The sequence below is a fragment of the Rhizobium sp. T1470 genome, assembly GCF_042140505.1.
GTDB classification, from domain to species: Bacteria; Pseudomonadota; Alphaproteobacteria; order Rhizobiales; family Rhizobiaceae; genus Rhizobium; species Rhizobium favelukesii.
In genome coordinates this window covers 1997317-2013047 of record NZ_CP148091.1, presented here as the reverse complement: position 1 = coordinate 2013047, position 15731 = coordinate 1997317, and the positions used below count along the sequence as shown (strand labels likewise).

Annotated in this window: 14 protein-coding genes and 1 pseudogene; 3 read left to right on the top strand and 12 right to left on the bottom strand. The window is 59.8% G+C overall.

All coding sequences use genetic code 11. The annotated features are described in order from the left end of the window. Positions 1-238: 238 nt before the first annotated feature. The 5 genes and pseudogenes from WGT02_RS10145 to WGT02_RS10125 all read right to left on the bottom strand — a co-directional run bounded on the left by WGT02_RS10145 (position 239) and on the right by WGT02_RS10125 (position 4270). Positions 239-418 carry a hypothetical protein gene (locus WGT02_RS10145; RefSeq protein WP_225039630.1) on the bottom strand — a complete coding sequence of 60 codons (180 nt, stop codon included), beginning with the start codon at positions 416-418 and terminating at the stop codon, positions 239-241. Positions 419-653: 235 nt separating this feature from the next. Further along, on the bottom strand, positions 654-1379 hold the full coding sequence (locus tag WGT02_RS10140; RefSeq protein ID WP_162392077.1) for an MOSC domain-containing protein: 726 nt from the start codon (positions 1377-1379) through the stop codon (positions 654-656). A 17-nt stretch (positions 1380-1396) separates the two neighbouring features. Next, positions 1397-2406, bottom strand: a pseudogene (locus WGT02_RS10135) (GlxA family transcriptional regulator). Further along, the gene (locus WGT02_RS10130) at positions 2396-3403 is read right to left on the bottom strand and encodes a 4-hydroxyproline epimerase (protein ID WP_208248112.1); all 1008 of its coding nucleotides are present in this window, start codon (positions 3401-3403) and stop codon (positions 2396-2398) included. Before WGT02_RS10130 ends, WGT02_RS10135 begins: the two are co-directional and overlap by 11 nt. A 15-nt stretch (positions 3404-3418) precedes the next feature. Then, on the bottom strand, positions 3419-4270 hold the full coding sequence (locus WGT02_RS10125; protein ID WP_024317856.1) for a proline/glycine betaine ABC transporter permease: 852 nt from the start codon (positions 4268-4270) through the stop codon (positions 3419-3421). 170 nt (positions 4271-4440) lie between these two features. Between WGT02_RS10125 and istA the strand changes: the two genes are divergently transcribed. From istA to WGT02_RS10110, 3 genes are all read left to right on the top strand, one after another. Then, positions 4441-5961, top strand: a complete 1521-nt coding sequence (gene istA / locus WGT02_RS10120) for an IS21 family transposase (protein ID WP_208180357.1) — start codon at positions 4441-4443, stop codon at positions 5959-5961. Then, positions 5951-6745, top strand: coding sequence for an IS21-like element helper ATPase IstB (gene istB / locus WGT02_RS10115; RefSeq protein WP_208245060.1), 795 nt, complete (start codon positions 5951-5953; stop codon positions 6743-6745). Before istA ends, istB begins: the two co-directional genes overlap by 11 nt. Positions 6746-6881: 136 nt before the next feature. Then, positions 6882-7942, top strand: a protein-coding gene (locus tag WGT02_RS10110) for an IS630 family transposase (RefSeq protein WP_208245220.1) whose coding sequence is annotated in 2 segments (ribosomal slippage) — positions 6882-7374 and positions 7374-7942 — 1062 coding nt in all. Because the reading frame shifts where the segments join, the coding sequence is not laid out codon by codon here. On the opposite strand, the gene WGT02_RS10105 is transcribed toward WGT02_RS10110, so the two are convergent. From WGT02_RS10105 to WGT02_RS10075, 7 genes are all read right to left on the bottom strand, one after another. Further along, positions 7888-8775 carry a proline/glycine betaine ABC transporter permease gene (locus WGT02_RS10105; protein ID WP_225039628.1) on the bottom strand — a complete coding sequence of 296 codons (888 nt, stop codon included), beginning with the start codon at positions 8773-8775 and terminating at the stop codon, positions 7888-7890. The two genes, WGT02_RS10110 and WGT02_RS10105, sit on opposite strands and share 55 nt — an antisense overlap. A 23-nt stretch (positions 8776-8798) precedes the next feature. After that, positions 8799-9890, bottom strand: coding sequence for a glycine betaine/L-proline ABC transporter ATP-binding protein (locus WGT02_RS10100; protein ID WP_208248114.1), 1092 nt, complete (start codon positions 9888-9890; stop codon positions 8799-8801). 84 nt (positions 9891-9974) lie between these two features. Continuing rightward, positions 9975-10826 (bottom strand): glycine betaine ABC transporter substrate-binding protein, encoded by an 852-nt coding sequence (locus WGT02_RS10095; protein ID WP_024317853.1) that lies wholly within the window; start codon positions 10824-10826, stop codon positions 9975-9977. Positions 10827-10906: 80 nt separating this feature from the next. After that, positions 10907-12253 carry an FAD-binding oxidoreductase gene (locus WGT02_RS10090; protein WP_024317852.1) on the bottom strand — a complete coding sequence of 449 codons (1347 nt, stop codon included), beginning with the start codon at positions 12251-12253 and terminating at the stop codon, positions 10907-10909. Beyond that, positions 12250-13767 carry an aldehyde dehydrogenase gene (locus WGT02_RS10085; RefSeq protein ID WP_024317851.1) on the bottom strand — a complete coding sequence of 506 codons (1518 nt, stop codon included), beginning with the start codon at positions 13765-13767 and terminating at the stop codon, positions 12250-12252. The genes WGT02_RS10090 and WGT02_RS10085 overlap by 4 nt, the downstream gene beginning before the upstream one ends. Then, on the bottom strand, positions 13760-14674 hold the full coding sequence (locus WGT02_RS10080; protein ID WP_024317850.1) for a dihydrodipicolinate synthase family protein: 915 nt from the start codon (positions 14672-14674) through the stop codon (positions 13760-13762). The genes WGT02_RS10085 and WGT02_RS10080 overlap by 8 nt, the downstream gene beginning before the upstream one ends. Next, positions 14671-15387, bottom strand: coding sequence for a GntR family transcriptional regulator (locus tag WGT02_RS10075; RefSeq protein ID WP_208248115.1), 717 nt, complete (start codon positions 15385-15387; stop codon positions 14671-14673). The genes WGT02_RS10080 and WGT02_RS10075 overlap by 4 nt, the downstream gene beginning before the upstream one ends. Between the last annotated feature and the right edge of the window lie 344 nt (positions 15388-15731).

Here is a 15731-nt window from a genome sequence, read left to right as displayed (position 1 = left end):
CCGAAGTAAATGCTGTGGTCCATCGAAGCAGGGAATATGGACGCATCCGTGCGTCTCGCGTCCCGCAGAGCGCTCACCCAACCTGCAAACCCGATTCCGGTTTGCGTCGCCCTCGGAGAGCTGACCGCAACCTCTCGAACTGCAGCGTCGCCTAGATCTTCTGACCTTCAGGTAGAGACTGCCACCAGACTGACCATCGCTAATTGGTAGATTTCCGCTATTCGATGGGCAGCGGACATTATTTCAGAAGCTGAGTTTCAGCCCAGGCGACGAACTCCTCCAGCCGCTCGAGAGCACGCTCGGCATCGTCCCGCGATTCGTATTGCAGCTCGTCCTTCTGCTCCAGAAGCGCCTTGAGATTCGCTTCCTGACGGTTCGGCAGCTCGTTGCCAAGCGCGGCACGAAGAAGCTTGACCACCGCTCCGTGGTCTCCCTGATTGATCTCGCCTCGATGCTTTGCGGTTAAGCGTCGGCATAGGCAATCGCACAGTTGATCACGGTTGAGATAGAAGGGTTCCCAATATCGCCGGGGTCTGCCCGGTGTCACCGTTCCCAGACAAGACGTCGACGACGATCAACTTGGCGAGATCGAGGTGCCTGTGGCGCTGCTTGCAGCCTTGAAGGAAGCCGGCATCGAACCAGTTGCGACGACGTCACGCTGAGAGCGACACGACATCTCCTACCCGGAGCAACCCCTCTTGGCTCGGGCGGCAGTAGACACCCATGTTTCGATTGCCGAACTTCATCACACTTCGAAGGATTTCCGGATCGCTCTCCAGTCCTTCCTGAGCAATGATGGTGAACCCGCATCGCTTCGTCGGCGCGATCACTTTTCCGGTTATTTCGCCAAGCTGGATCGGCGCGCCGATCCAGCTTAGTTCAGCAAAGCCGCTGATACCGGCCTTCGCTTCCATAAAGATGTTCGGGCGAAATCTCCGCCGGTCGGGACTACCGGCCGGATGAAGCGACTGCAGATGGTCGACCGACGCGCTCGTCAGCAGGTGAAGAGGAGACACCTCGTACCTATCGACCGCGAAGATCGTCTCGGCGCTCTCGTGCGCAGAGCGCTCATAAGGCCTCACGGCCACGTCGAACTCGAAGAACGCCGTTAGGCCGCCCGCGAGCTGTGGTTCATCGACGGGGAGCCATTGATGACCGGGCACTTGTATCTCGACGGTGCCGTCCGTCGCCGTCCGTGACTTCACATAAACGGACTTTTGCCAACGCTTGTCGCGCTCGGGATGGGCAACGACGCCCGTCGAAACGTCGACGAGTGCATATCGCCGGTCGCCGTCCATTCCGTCACCGGACACCTTGACTGCGTCGACCATTTCGCCGGTTAGTGAGCTGACTGGATAGCGCCAGAGCTCTCTGATCACTCCTACCGATCGCATGTCTAATGAGCTCGCGCCGAGGTCGCGCGCACCTGCGAGGGTGTCGCCCCGAAGATCCGCTTGAAGGCGCGCGCGAAGTGGGAGGCGTTCTCGAAGCCGACATCGAGGGCGATCTCGATCATCGGAAGCTTCGAGCGGGCAAGCAAGACTTTCGCTCTCTCCATTCGCACACGTTTATAGGCTTGAGCTGGTGACATCCCGGCCTTCTCCAAGAAAACCCGTTCGAGCTGCCGCCGTGAGAGCCCAACGGACGATGCAAGAGCCGGTATGGATATGCCGTCTTCCATGTTTTGTTCCATGGTGATCATGACGGCTCTTACGCGGTCGTCGTCGTAATTCTCGTGGAGCGGCCTGCGGGGCTGCACGTCTCCGGGCGACCGAGCCTTTTCAATCTGCAGGACTTCCAATGCATTACGCTCGGCCTCCCGGCTGATGTAGCGCCGCACGAGCAGCGCTGCCATGTCCGCCGCGCTGCTTCCGCCCGCGCAGGATCCACGCCGCCGATCGAGATTGAACAACCGGTCCGATCGCACCGGAAGGCCGGGAAATCGCTCCTTGTAGGCCTTTGCGTGAAGCCAGCTCACGCAGGTCTGGTGGCTTGCCATCAATCCGGCGTCGGCAAGAATAAAGGTTCCAGTGCAATTCCGATCAACGGCACGCCCTGTGACGAAGCACGTTTCAAGAACACGACCGTCTCCAGGTCCACCGGCCGTTCAACCGTCAGCAAACCACCGACAACCACGATGTAGTCGAACCGGGATGGATCAACGAAGTCAGAAGTTGGCGCCACCTGGACGCCGCAACTCGATGCGATGAGGTGGCGCGTGCTGCCGAGTACCTGCCAGTCGGCGAGCACACGCCCGGATCGATCGAACTCGTCGCTTGCGAGACGCAGGGTGTCAACGAACAGCGCAAAGGCCGAAAGAGTGAACGACCGTGCCAGGACGAATCCGACTCTGAGCTGCTTAGGGGTCGCAGCAGCCTCTCCGGATCGAAAATCCTCAGGTCTCATCTTGATGGTCTCCTGTCTGGTGGAGCGTGATATTCACTTGGATCTGGAAGCCGTGGGCAAGCGGATCCCGGTCATCGACGAAGATCGCGTTGTGGCCGATGACTCGCGCCCAGCCGCCAATGCTCGGAAGGATTCCATTATCGGAACCTACGTCGGCATCCGCTTCGACCCTACCTTCGAAGACCGTGCCAATCAGGCTTTCATGCCGGTAGCTTGCGCCGACCGCAAGCCGCCCCTTTCCATGAAGTTGGGCCATACGTGCCGAGGTGCCGGTTCCACCAGGCGACCGGTCGATCGCCTTGTCTCCATAGAACACCGCGCAACGTCCATCGGAGCGCCCATTGACGGGTTGATCACACCAAATGGCGTGATGGACGCCGCCAATCCTTTCGTCGTCGGGATGAACCGGGTCGCAGATGTCCGCGAGCGCGTCCCGGAGCCTCCCGCTGAAGCCGACAATCTCGGCCGCGGTCATACCGTCGAGGCCGCTCCAGTTCTCCTGAGGCTCCACGACGACGTAGTAGTTGCCTCCGCGCCCCATTCCAGGCACATCCACGTCGACATCCGCTTCGTGCAGGTAACTGGGCACATTATAGAGGCGCACCGAGTCCACATACCCGCTCACATCGACTCGTCCTGCGGGGGTTTCGATGGAAACACGCCCCGATGTGCGGGGCTTCACCAGGCCCTCCTCGATCGCGGCCGTCACGACGCCGATCGTTCCAGCACCGCACATCGGAAGGCAGCCGCTCACCTCGACGAAGAGGACTGCGAAGTCGCAGTCATCCCGATAGGCAGGGTAGATGATTGCTCCCGACATGATGTCATGTCCTCTGGGCTCGAACATCAAGGCCCTTCGGACCCAGTCGTGGTCGCGGACAAAAAATTCGCGCCTCTCGCCCATGGGAGCATGCGGTAGCAATGGCGCCCCGCCGGCAACGAGACGCACCGGGTTTCCACAGGTGCGCGCGTCGATGCAGAAAAAGCTGTTTCTCATATACGTCTCCTCAAGTCAGGCCGTCCGAAGCGCCCCGTCGCGATTGAGAAGACCGCGGCTCAGCCGGTCGAGCAGGAGCGCGACTGCGACGATTGCGAGCCCCGCGCGCAAGCCCAAGCCCATTTCCATACGGGTCAGACCACGTGTCACCTCGGCACCAAGTCCACCCGCCCCTACCAGACCTGCCAGAACGACCATGGCCAGCGAAAGCAGAATGCATTGATTGAGGCCGACCATCAGCGTTTGCTTGGCCAGCGGGATTTCTATCTTCCAAAGCACCGAACGAGGATGGGCGCCGATCGCGTTGCCAAGCTCGATGAACTCGCGCGGCACCTGGTTGAACGCCAATGTTGTCAGTCGCAGCATCGGGGGAATGCCGTAGACGATCGTGGCGATGATCGCCGGGACGCGCCCGAGGCTGAAGATCATCACCGCGGGGATCAGGTAGACCCACGGCGGCACAGTCTGCATAACGTCGAGGACTGGTCGCACAACGGCTTCAAGCGTCTTGTGGCGCGAGCAGAGGACACCGATGGGAAACGCGATCAGGACGGAGATCAAAACGCCAACGGTCACGAGCGCAATCGTCTGCATCGACGCCGTCCACAACCCGACGATCAGGCAAAATCCCAGGCAGAGGCCCGCGAGGATTGCCGCTCGAAGATTCACCGCAAAGAAGGCCGCAAGGACGACGATCGCAATAAGGGCATAGGGCGGCACTGAAAGTAGCGCGGCCTCGATCGCCGACAGGACGGCCTCCACTACATAGCTGATCGCAGAGAACAGTGGATGCAGGTTCGTGTTCAACCAATCAACCGCCGGAGCAAGAAGAGCACCTGGCGAAAACTGCAAGATCGAAGGATTCATGACTGCCTCCCTGTTCCAAGCCGGGCCGCGCTCTGCGTTATGCGGTCGAGCACCATTTGTTGGTTTCCACGCAGAACTGAGCCGGTTAGGCGCATAATTTCCATTGAGAATTGAGCCATGTGAACCTTCCCCCCAACGCGGTGAGCGACGGGGGCCACGGAGTGATCCACATGGGACTTTTAAACATCATCCGTCGGATGGCGCTGCGCGAGAAGCAGTCGATCCGCGAGATCAGCCGGCGCACTGGGCTGTCACGCAACACGATCGCGAAGTATTTGAGCGCTGGTACGATCGAGCCGACGTTCACGGTACCGGAACGTCCGAGCAAGCTCGATCCTTTTGCCGACAAACTTGCTGGCTGGCTGAAGACCGAGGCCGGGAGGTCGCGCAAGCAGCGCCGAACGCTGAAGCAGCTTCATGCGGATCTGGTGGTTCTCGGCTTTACCGGCTCCTATGGTCGGGTCGCCGCGTTCGCCCGCGACTGGCGGGCTGAGCAGCTGACAGCGGGCCGCGGCATATTCGTTCCGCTGTCTTTCCGCCCAGGCGAGGCATTCCAGTTCGATTGGAGTGAGGACTATGCCGTGATCGGCGGCGAGCGCACGAAGCTTCAGGTCGCACATATCAAGTTGTCGCACAGTCGGGCCTTTCTGGTCAGGGCCTACCTGCTGCAAACGCACGAGATGCTCTTCGACGCCCACTGGCACGGCTTCCGTGTGTTCGGCGGCGTACCTGGTCGCGGCATCTACGATAACATGAAGACGGCGGTCGATCGTGTCGGTCGCGGCAAAGAGCGGCAGGTCAACATCCGTTTCCTCGCGATGACGAACCACTACGTCTTTGCGCCAGAGTTCTGCAATCCCTCTGCCGGCTGGGAGAAGGGGCAGGTCGAGAAGAACGTCCAGGATGCTCGCCCACGACTGTGGCAACAGATGCCTGACTTCCCGGATTTGGCGGTATTGAATGCTTGGCTGGAACAGCATTGCCAGGACCTGTGGCGGGAGACGGCGCATGGCACCTTGCCCGGCACAATCGCAGATGTTTGGGCTGATGAGCGGGCAGCATTAATGGCACTGCCACCCGCATTTGACGGCTTCGTTGAGCAGAGCAAGCGCGTCTCACCGACATGCCTGATCACCTTCGAGCGCAATCGTTACAGTGTGCCAGCATCGTTTGCGAACCGGCCTGTCAGCCTGCGCATTTATCCCGAGAGACTGGTCGTTGCGGCCGAGGGCAATATCCTATGCGAGCATGAGCGGGTCATTGAGCGGAGCCACGATAAGCCGCCACGAACGATTTACGACTGGCGACATTACCTTGCCGTCATCCAGCGCAAACCCGGTGCCTTGCGCAATGGTGCGCCCTTCCTGGAATTGCCGCTGGCCTTCAGACAGTTGCAAGATCAGATGCTTCGCCGCCCCGGCGGTGATCGTGAGATGGCCGACATCCTCGCTCTGGTGCTTCATCACGACGAACAGGTCGTCGTCAGGGCCGTGGAACTGGCTCTGGATCAAGGCGTGGCGACCAAAACGCATGTGTTGAACCTGCTGCATCGGCTGATTGATGGCAAGACGACCGACGGTCCCGACATCGATACGCCACAGGCACTGACCCTGCTGCGCGAACCCAAGGCCAATGTAGAACGCTACGATGGCTTGCGGGTCCGGATCGTAGGAGGTCGTCATGCGTCATGACCCCGCAAGTGCTGCCGTCGTCATCATGCTGCGTAGCCTGAAGATGTATGGCATGGCCCAGGCCGTCACGGACCTGATCGAGCAAGGTGCTCCCGCCTTCGATGCGGCCGTGCCAATCTTGTCCCAGTTGCTGAAAGCCGAGATGGCCGAGCGTGAGGTCCGCTCGATTGCCTATCACATGAAGGCTGCTCGCTTCCCAGCCTACAAAGACATCTCCGGATACGACTTCGCCGCCAGCGAGATCAACGAGGCCACCGTGCGCCAACTGCACCGATGCGAGTTCATGGATGGGGCGCAGAACGTTGTCCTTATCGGTGGCCCTGGCACTGGAAAAACGCATGTCGCGACCGCTCTTGGAATCCAAGCCATCGAGCATCATCGCCGAAAGGTCCGCTTCTTCTCGACCATCGAACTGGTCAATGCTCTCGAGCAGGAGAAGGCTAAAGGCAAGGCGGGCCAGATCGCGGAGACCTTGGTCCGCCTCGATCTGCTCATCCTGGACGAGTTGGGATACCTGCCGTTCAGCGCCTCAGGCGGAGCACTACTCTTCCACCTGTTAAGCAAGCTCTACGAGCGGACCAGCGTCGTGATTACCACCAACCTCAGCTTCAGCGAGTGGGCAACCGTCTTCGGCGACGCCAAGATGACGACCGCTCTGCTCGATCGTTTGACCCACCGTTGCCATATCCTGGAAACCGGTAACGACAGCTTCCGCTTCAAAGCCAGCTCGGCTGCCGCAGCACAGAAGAAAGGAGAAAAAGCCAATCCCTTGACCAAATCCTGATCAGAAAACCATACTTAGAGGTGGCTCACTTCTTGGTGGAAAAACCGGCTCATACCAGCGTGAGCGATCTCTGACTCTTTTTGAGGTTTCCAAATCAGTTGAGTTCTGAATCAATACCGCAAACGGAGGTTTGCGGATGACATCAGGAATTCCACTGCGCGATGACTTCGACGGCTTCGCTCTTCGGGCGTTGGCCAAAGGCACGAAGGATGCGGCACAGGCTCGGCGGCTTCTTGCCCTTGCCGAAATCTATGATGGCCATTCCCGCAGCGATGCGGCCAGGATCGGAGGCGTGACCCTGCAAATTGTCCGCGACTGGGTTATTCGCTTCAATGCGCGTGGCCCGTCGGGGCTCATCAATGGCAAAGCACCCGGCAATCAAGGAAAGCTTTCCGACGTGCATCGCCAGGCTTTGGCAAAGATCGTCGAAAGTGGCCCGATACCGGCGGTGCATGGCGTTGTGCGCTGGCGGCGCAAGGATCTTGCTCAATGGCTGTTCCAAGAATATCGGATATCCGTCGATGAAACGACCATTGGCCGCGAATTGAAGGCGCTCGGCTTTGCAAAGCTGTCTGCCCGCCCGCGCCATTACGCCCAGAACGAAGGCGACCTGGAGAGTTTTAAAAAAAGTTCCCCGCCACACTGGCAGCCATCAAAGGCAGGCTCCCGAAGAACGTCGAGATTGAGCTCTGGTGGGCCGACGAAGCTCGGATAGGCCAAAAGAACAAGATCACCCGGCGATGGGCACGCAGGGGAACAAGGCCTTCGGCACCACACGATCAACGCACGATGTGGACCTATATCTTCGGCGCTATCTGCCCCAAGAAGGGCAAAGGTGCGGGTCTCGTTCTTCCCTACTGCGACACCAGCGCCATGAACCAGCATTTGATCGAAATCAGCCAGGCCGTCGATGACGGCGCTCATGCCGTGCTGATCGTTGATCAGGCGGGGTGGCATGTCACGCCGAAGCTCGATGTGCCCGACAACATCACACTGCTCTTCCTGCCGCCACGCTCGCCCGAATTAAATCCCGTCGAGAACGTGTGGCAATTTCTGCGTGACAACTGGTTGTCCAACCGGATCTTCAAAGATTACGAGGACATCGTCGCCCATTGCTGCGACGCATGGAACAAGCTGGTCGCTCAGCCGTGGAAGATCATGTCGATTGGAATGCGTGACTGGGCGCACCGGTTTTGATTAGCGCTCGTTGGTATCAGTTCCGCGTGGAAACCAACAACCATTGTCAGGACGACGATTGCGATCGCCCCGTTGATAGACGTCGCGATGTCGAGCGTCCGGATCGCGCCATAGATCGTCTCTCCAAGACCGCCTGATCCAACAATCCCGGCAATGACAACCATTCCGAACGCCATCATCAGGCTCTGGTTGATGCCAGCCATGATGCTGGGAAGGGCAAACGGCAGGCGGATCTTGAAGAACATCTGGCCTGGCGTGATACCGTTCGCTTCTCCCAATTCGATGAACGCCTTCGGCGTCATGCGAATGCCAAGCGACGTCAACCGGATCGCCGGCGGCATTGCAACCACGACGGTGGCAATCAAGGCAGTTGCGGGGCCATATCCGAGCAAGGCGATCGCCGGTAGAAGGTAGATGTAAGGCGGAAGCGTCTGGATCAGATCGAGGCCCGGTTCCATGAAGCGATCCAGCGCCGTGAAGAAACCTGCCGCGATCCCGATCGGGATACCGATCGCCAGCGCCAGCACCGTCGCCGTTAGGACAAGCGCGAGGGTGCTCATCGTCTCTGACCAGAGGCCCATCGAGAAGCAGAGCATCAGTGCGACGCCGCTCAAGATAGCGAACCAAGCATTGACGACTCGCCATCCAACCAGTGCCACGACGATCGCAACGACATAGAACGGCGGGAGTTCAAGAAGCCAGAGAATTCCATCGTAAAGCCCCTCGAGAACCCATCTGACATAGTCGAAAAGGGATTCGCCGTTGTCGCCTACCCATTCAAGCGCTGCGTCGGTCCATTCGTCGAAGGTGTCGGTGAAGCTTGAAATGTCCATGTCACTCAGCTCCCGTTCAGCGGTCAGGCGGCCGCACGATCGTTGTTGGAAGTTCCCTTGACGCCCATGAGGAGGCCGCGGGGCGTGACCACGCCGACGACCTGGTCGTTGTCGACGACGGCGATCGCGTCGCGGTCCGACTGCATGGTGAGGGTGATCAGTTCGTCAATGTCAGCGTCGGGCGTGGTGCGCACCAGCGAAGAGATATCGGAGTTGGGCTCACTGCGTTGAAACTCGGTGACGCTATGCATTACGGAATGGGCCTTGATCAGATGGAGCCGCGATATGCCCGCCACGAACTCGGCGACATAGTCGTCCGCCGGATTGAGAATGATCTCCTCGGCCGTGCCCGTCTGGATGATGGCGCCATCCTTCATGATGGCGATGCGATCGCCGATCCGGATCGCCTCGTCGAGATCGTGCGTGATGAAGACGGCGGACTTGCCCAGCGACTTCGTGAGCTGCCGGAACTCGTCCTGAAGCTGGCGGCGTATGAGCGGATCGAGCGCACTGAACGGCTCGTCCATCAGGATGATTTCCGGATCGGACGCAAGGGCACGAGCGAGACCGACGCGTTGCTGCATGCCGCCCGACAATTCGTTCGGGTACCGGTCGACCCAGTCCGCCAAGCCTACCGTTTCCAGAGCTGCCTTGGCGGTTTTGTTTCGCTCAAGCTTGGAGATGCCCTGAACCTCCAGTCCGAAGGCAGCGTTCTCGAGCACGGTGCGATGCGGAAGCAAGGCAACGCTTTGAAACACCATGCCGATGTTCATGGCGCGCATTTGCCTGAGCTCGACCGGCGACAGCGCCGCAATGTCCCTGCCCTTTACGAGCACCTTTCCGGAACTCGGTGTAATCAGCTTGTTGAGAAGGCGGATAAGCGTCGACTTTCCGCTACCCGACAGGCCCATGATGCAGAATATCTCGCCGCGCCGGACCTGCAGGCTGGCGTTCGTCACGCCGACGACGCAGTTGTACTCCTTCAGCACTTGTTTCTTCCCAAGTCCCCGCGCGTTGATGGATTTCATCGCGGCGGCGGACTTGTCTCCGAAGACCTTCCAGAGCGATTGGCAGTCAATCAGGACTTCATTGGTATCGGCATTTGCGGTTTTCATAGCGATCCCCTCGAGCCAATTGGTGCTGGCTTCTCTTGTTGGGCTTGAAGGTGGCCGCCCGACAGCATCGGACGGCCGAAGCGATCAGTTCTTCTTGATGTTTTCCCAGCGCTTGATCAGGTCGGCATGGGCGCCGACCCAGCCCTGGACGGCCTGGTCCATAGTCTTGCCATCCTTCACCTCGCCATTGATGGCGGTGATGTCGGCGATCGGAACGTAGACGCTTGCCATGACCTCACGAGCATGCGGGTTCTCTTCGGAGAAGCCTTTCTGGCCGACCCAGTAGTAGCCTTGCGGTGGCGGGAAGATGCCCTTCGGATCCTTGAGATACTTTACCGCGTACTTCTGGACCATCCACGACGGTTCCCAGATCGTGACGGCGATCCACTCCTTGCGATCGTATGCCGATTTGAGGGCGGCCGTCATCGCCGCAGTGCTACCTTCGACGAGCTGCAGCTTTATATCGTAGTCCTTGACGGCGTTGGAGGAGTCACGCATCAGACCGGAGCCTGGCTCGATGCCGATAATCTTGCCGCCGAACTTGTCGCTATTTTCGTTGAGCTGCTCGAGGGAGTCGATCGGAACGTACTTCGGAACGGCGATGCCCTGGTAGAGGCCGTGAGAAACCGGAGAGATCTTCTCGAGACGGTTCTTGTTCTTGTCCCAGTAGTCCTGCGCGACGTAATCGGTCTGCGAAGCCAGAACCTGGATGTCCCCCTTGGCCAGAGCCGCGTAGGCAATACCCCACTCGGAGAATTCCGTCACCTTGACGGTATAACCAGCATCCTCAAGCACCTTCTTCGTGATGCCGGTGATGGGCGTCAGGTCTTCCCAGGACAGCGTGCCCATGTTGATGGTCTTCTCCTCCGCGCGGGCCGGAAGCATGCTGATGCCGACCATCGCAGCGGCACAGAGCGCTTTCCACAAAGTCTTCATTGTTCTTACTCCTAGTTCTCGTTCCCATTGTCGTTGAAGACTTGCGGTAGGCTCAGTCTTCACCATTGCGCGGCGAGGGCTCATCCCTCACGGCCAGCACGCAATTCCTGAAATCGAATGACCGAGTTGACCCCCAACCATGCAAATGGCTCTGGGGGCAGCCTGCTCGGCTCTGGCTGGTTCCTGTACTGATCGAGCTCCGGGCTCCCGACACCGGCCGCGAGATCTGCAGCCATCATGCCCGCAAGCGTGCTCTTGACGGTCCCAAGACCGTTCTCGCAGCACGCGGAAAACAGCCCCTCCTCGACTTCGCCGAAGGCGGGAACGTGGTTGCGGCTAAGGCAGAGCGCGCCTGCCCAGCTATATTCCAGTGGCAGGCTTTCCATCCCCGGGAACCGCGCGTCGAAGGACCGACGCTGCTCGGCAGCAATGCCAGAGACACGCCGCTCGGATACCTTTAGACTTGGGTTGTAGGTGAACCGCGTCCTGATGACGATGCGGGAGCGGCCGTTCGACGTGATCTTGCGGACAGTCGCGCCCATCGGATCCGCAGGCAGCAGCGCCCATCGGTCTGCGCCCGTCACGTCGCCGCCGAACTCGTTGTGCGAATAGGCGGCCGTCATCGACGCGTACGTGAAGATGTGCATCAACCTGCCGCGGAAATGGCCGAAGCTTTCAATGTGGCCGTTCACCCCCAGAATGACCTTCGGCGCTGATACCGAGCCGCGGTTCGACCGGGCCTTCCAGTTCCGGCCTTCCCGCGAGAGCTCGAGGACCGGCGAATGCTCGTAGATCGAAACCTTCCCCCGGAGTCCACGGGCTAGGCCGCGGATATAGTCGGCAGGCTGGATCATGACGGCGCCGGGCGTGAACAGCCCGCCGCGATAGTATGTCGAGCCCGTCATGCGCCGCATCTCGCCGGCGTCGAGGACGCGATGCGCTTCTCCGATTTTTTCCAGCGAGCGCCTATAGTTGTCGTTGAGCGCCAACCCCCTGTCGGAGGCCGCTGCGTTCACCTTTCCAGAAGGATCGAACGTCTCTCCGGAAAGTCCAAACTCGGCTGCGACGCCTGCCGCGAAAGAGATTGCCAGGCGATTATGCCTGATCTCGGTCTTCGCAGATCCCTCGTCAGCGACGGAGTATTCGCCCGACGATAGATTATGCGGAACGTCGATCATGAACCCCGAGTTTCGACCCGCCGGCCCCTTCGCCAACTCCCGCGCATCCAGGATCACGATCTTGTCCTGCGGGCGATGCTGCGAGAGACGGCGAGCCGCGGACAATCCGGCGAAACCACCACCGATGATCAGCCAGTCCGCGGTGATATCCCCATCAAGCGCCGTGACGGGAAATCCGCGTTCGCTGATCGCTTCCCAGCCCGAGACGCCGGTATCGACTGGCAGGCGCTTGATGACGTGCCGTGTCATCGGATCGTCTCGTCTACTGAACGATCTGACACGTCGATCCAAATCGTCTTGAGTTCGCAATAGTTGTCGTGCGCGAAGATCGACTTGTCGCGTCCGCCGAAACCGGACTCCTTGTAGCCGCCGAACGGCGTAGTCGCGTCCCCTTCTCCGAAGCAGTTGACCGTCACGACGCCCGCCCGGATCTCGCGCGAGAGCTTGATCGCGTTGCGGAGACTTCCGGTGTAGACGGACGCCGTCAGGCCATAGTTCGTGTCGTTGGCAAGGCCTACCGCCTCGGCTAGGGACTTGAAGGTCGTGACCGACAGAACCGGCCCGAAAATCTCCTCCTGGAACAGCCTGCTCGATGGCGTGACGCCATCGACAACCGTTGGCTCGACGAAGATGCCGTCGCGCGTGTCGCCGCCATGAGCGACCGAAAGCTTCTCTTTCTTGGCGTCATCGAGGAAGGACGTAACCTTCTCGAAATGCGCCTTATTGACGAGTGCGCCGATGCGGTTTTCCGGATCGAGCGGGTCGCCCGTCTTCCATTCGCGCATGTAGGCCCCGATCCGCTTTAGCAGCTCGTCCTTGACTTTGGCATGCACGATGAGCCTCGACGTGGCCGAGCAGTTCTCGCCCATGTTCCAGAACGCACCATTGACGACCTGCTCGGCGACAAGGTCGAGGTCTTCCGCGTCGTCGAGAACCACCGCCGGGTTCTTGCCACCGCACTCGAGCACCACGCGCTTCAGATTCGAGTCCGCCGCATAGCGCAGGAAGCAACGCCCCGTTGGAGTCGAGCCCGTAAAGGCGACCATGTCGACGTCCATGTGCATGCCAAGCGGCTCGCCGACCTCCTTGCCGCTGCCAGTTACGACGTTGAAGACGCCGGCAGGGACGCCTGCCTCATGAGCCAGTTCGGCGACGCGAAGCGTCGTCAGCGTCGTGTCGTCGGCGGGCTTCACGACGACGGAGCATCCCGCGGCAAGTGCCGGGCCTATCTTCCAAGCGAGCATGAGCAGCGGGAAGTTCCACGGCAGAACGCAGCCGACGACGCCAACGGGCTCGCGCACGATCATCGTCAGCGCATTCGGTCCGACCGGCGCCGTGTTGTCATAGAGCTTGTCGATCAACTCGGCATGCCAGCGCAGCGTATGGATGGTATCGGGGACGTCAACCGTCTGGCACTCGCGGATCGGCTTGCCACTATCGAGGCTTTCCATGACGGCAAGCTCATGGCGATTGCACTCGATTAGTCTGGCGAGCTTCAGGAGAACCTCCTTGCGCTCGGAGGGGGACCTCAGCCGCCAGCGACCGTCATCGAACGCCTCCCTCGCCTTGAGCACGGCATAGTCGACATCCGTGCTGTCGCAGGCGGCAATTTTGGCAAGCGTCTCTCCCGTCGCGGGGTTCTTGGACTTGAAAATCTTGCCGGAATTCGCCGGACGGAATGCACCATCGATGAACGCGTTTGTCGGAAACTGCAGTTCGGCGGCGATCGCCTTGTATTCGGCGGCGGTCAACGGTTCATGCATGACGATTGGCTCCCGAGGTGATCTGACCGACCGTTCGCTTCAATGTGGAGACGACAGTCTGGAGTGTTCGCTTTTCTTCGGAGTTGAGAGACCGCAGCGGCGCACGCACCGATCCGGTTTTGAGCCCGATGATTTCGCAGCCGTGCTTGATCGACTGGACAAACTTGCCGCATTCGAGGAAATCCATCAGCGGCAACATCGCGGTCATGATCGCGCGGCCCTTGTCGAAGTTCTTCTCGCGAACACAGGCCTCGTAGAGAGCGACGTGCTCCCGCGGCAGGAAATTCGATCCGGCGCACACCCAGCTTCTCGCGCCCCATGCGAAGAACTCGAGCGCCTGGTCGTCCCATCCACAGGAGAGCGAGATGTGTGGGAACGTCCTGGCAAGAAGATGCAAGTTGCCCATGTCGCCGGAACTTTCCTTAATGGCGACGACGTTCTTTGACTTGCCGACTCGTGAAAAATAGTCCTTACCCATCATCACGCCCATGCGGGCCGGATAGTTGTAGAGCATGATCGGCAGATTGGCCGCACGGTCGACTGTGAGCGCGTGAACGGCATTTTCCCGCTCGGTCGGAAGCGCATAGGGAGGCGTCGAAACCAGGATCGCGTCCGCGCCGATCTCCTTGGCGGCCTTCGCGTATTCCACCGAATCCTCGGTCCGTGTTGCGCCCGTTCCGACGACGAGTGGCAAGCGGCTCCCGATTACCTGCTTGGCGTAGGACGCGAGGTCAAAACGCTCCTGGCTGGTCTGAGAATAGTACTCGCCGGTCGATCCGCCGACGATGATGCCGTGGACCCCCGCCTCGATCAGCGACTCCAGCACAGCCGCGAAAGCCTTCCGGTCGATCTGTCCACTCTCATCGAGCGGAGTAACGGCCGGGGTATAGATCCCCTCGAATTTCACGGTGATTTCTCCAGTGTTTTTGCAGCCGGACCGCCGATGAGGACGTCCGCTTTTAGTCCCTGCGGAGCGATGAACATCTCCATGTTCTCGCGGGACAATTCCCAATGTTCAAAGACGAGATCGACGACCGCGTCCTCATCGTGCGCCGCCAGCGCTTCGATGAAGCAGTCATGATGCTCGACGGCCAACTGCAGGCGCCGCTTCATGTCCTCGTTTCTCGGCCGGAAGAACGTGTGACCGATCCGGGCGTGGTCGATGAGGAGCCGGCCGAGACTTGGTTGCAGATAGACGTTTGCGGACATCTCGCCGAAGATCTCGTGGAAGCGGTTGTTCTCGAGGACCATGTCCAGCGCGCCCCCCTTCTCGCTGGCCGCGCGGAAACGCTCCTGCGTCTGCTTCAAGTCCACGAGTTGTGCTGGTTTGAAATTCTGGACCGCCAAACGACCGATTGCCGCATAGATCATCGGCGCCACCAGGAAGAAATTACGCAGCGTCGAATGGTTCATCGGGATGACGCGCGCGCCGCGGTTTTCGCGAATGTCGACATAACCCTCGCCCGCCAAGCGACGAAAGATGTCGCGGACTGGTGTTCGGGAGAGGCCGTAGCGCTCACTCAGGCTGGCTTCGTCGAGATCGGCGTCGGGGTCGAGCTCCATCGTTAGAATTTGACGTTTCAAATCTTCGTACAGGTTGCTCTTCACGGTCTTCGCCATGGGTCACTCTCCGTGCCGTTACTGCGTCAGGCCCGGAACATCGCATGCATCTAAAACGATGTCAATAAATTGTGTACTTTGCGTACACAATGAATGTTCTCAAAGAATACATTTCGATGCGAACGACGTGATAGGCTGGCGGCTGGAACGTTAGTTGAGGGACTGAGTGGTCTATCCAGGCAACGCCGAGCAAGGGCGAAGCGGCGTCGCGACGCTGGCGTCGATGTTCCTGGGCGCCGCCAATCCCGTGATGTAACGTGACGACCTGCAGTCTCCTGCAGCCGATCGGAAAGAGCACATCTCTCCTCCCTCTCTCCTGCCGCCGCCATTCTTCAAAACGGCAT

Bases quoted from the DNA above. Each gene is read 5' to 3' on its own strand.
- WGT02_RS10130 (WP_208248112.1), bottom strand. From the start codon at position 3,403: ATGAGAAACAGCTTTTTCTGCATCGACGCGCGCACCTGTGGAAACCCG.
- WGT02_RS10125 (WP_024317856.1), bottom strand. From the start codon at position 4,270: ATGAATCCTTCGATCTTGCAGTTTTCGCCAGGTGCTCTTCTTGCTCCG.
- istA (WP_208180357.1), top strand. From the start codon at position 4,441: ATGGGACTTTTAAACATCATCCGTCGGATGGCGCTGCGCGAGAAGCAG.
- istB (WP_208245060.1), top strand. From the start codon at position 5,951: ATGCGTCATGACCCCGCAAGTGCTGCCGTCGTCATCATGCTGCGTAGC.
- WGT02_RS10105 (WP_225039628.1), bottom strand. From the start codon at position 8,775: ATGGACATTTCAAGCTTCACCGACACCTTCGACGAATGGACCGACGCA.
- WGT02_RS10100 (WP_208248114.1), bottom strand. From the start codon at position 9,890: ATGAAAACCGCAAATGCCGATACCAATGAAGTCCTGATTGACTGCCAA.
- WGT02_RS10095 (WP_024317853.1), bottom strand. From the start codon at position 10,826: ATGAAGACTTTGTGGAAAGCGCTCTGTGCCGCTGCGATGGTCGGCATC.
- WGT02_RS10090 (WP_024317852.1), bottom strand. From the start codon at position 12,253: ATGACACGGCACGTCATCAAGCGCCTGCCAGTCGATACCGGCGTCTCG.
- WGT02_RS10085 (WP_024317851.1), bottom strand. From the start codon at position 13,767: ATGCATGAACCGTTGACCGCCGCCGAATACAAGGCGATCGCCGCCGAA.
- WGT02_RS10075 (WP_208248115.1), bottom strand. From the start codon at position 15,387: ATGGCGAAGACCGTGAAGAGCAACCTGTACGAAGATTTGAAACGTCAA.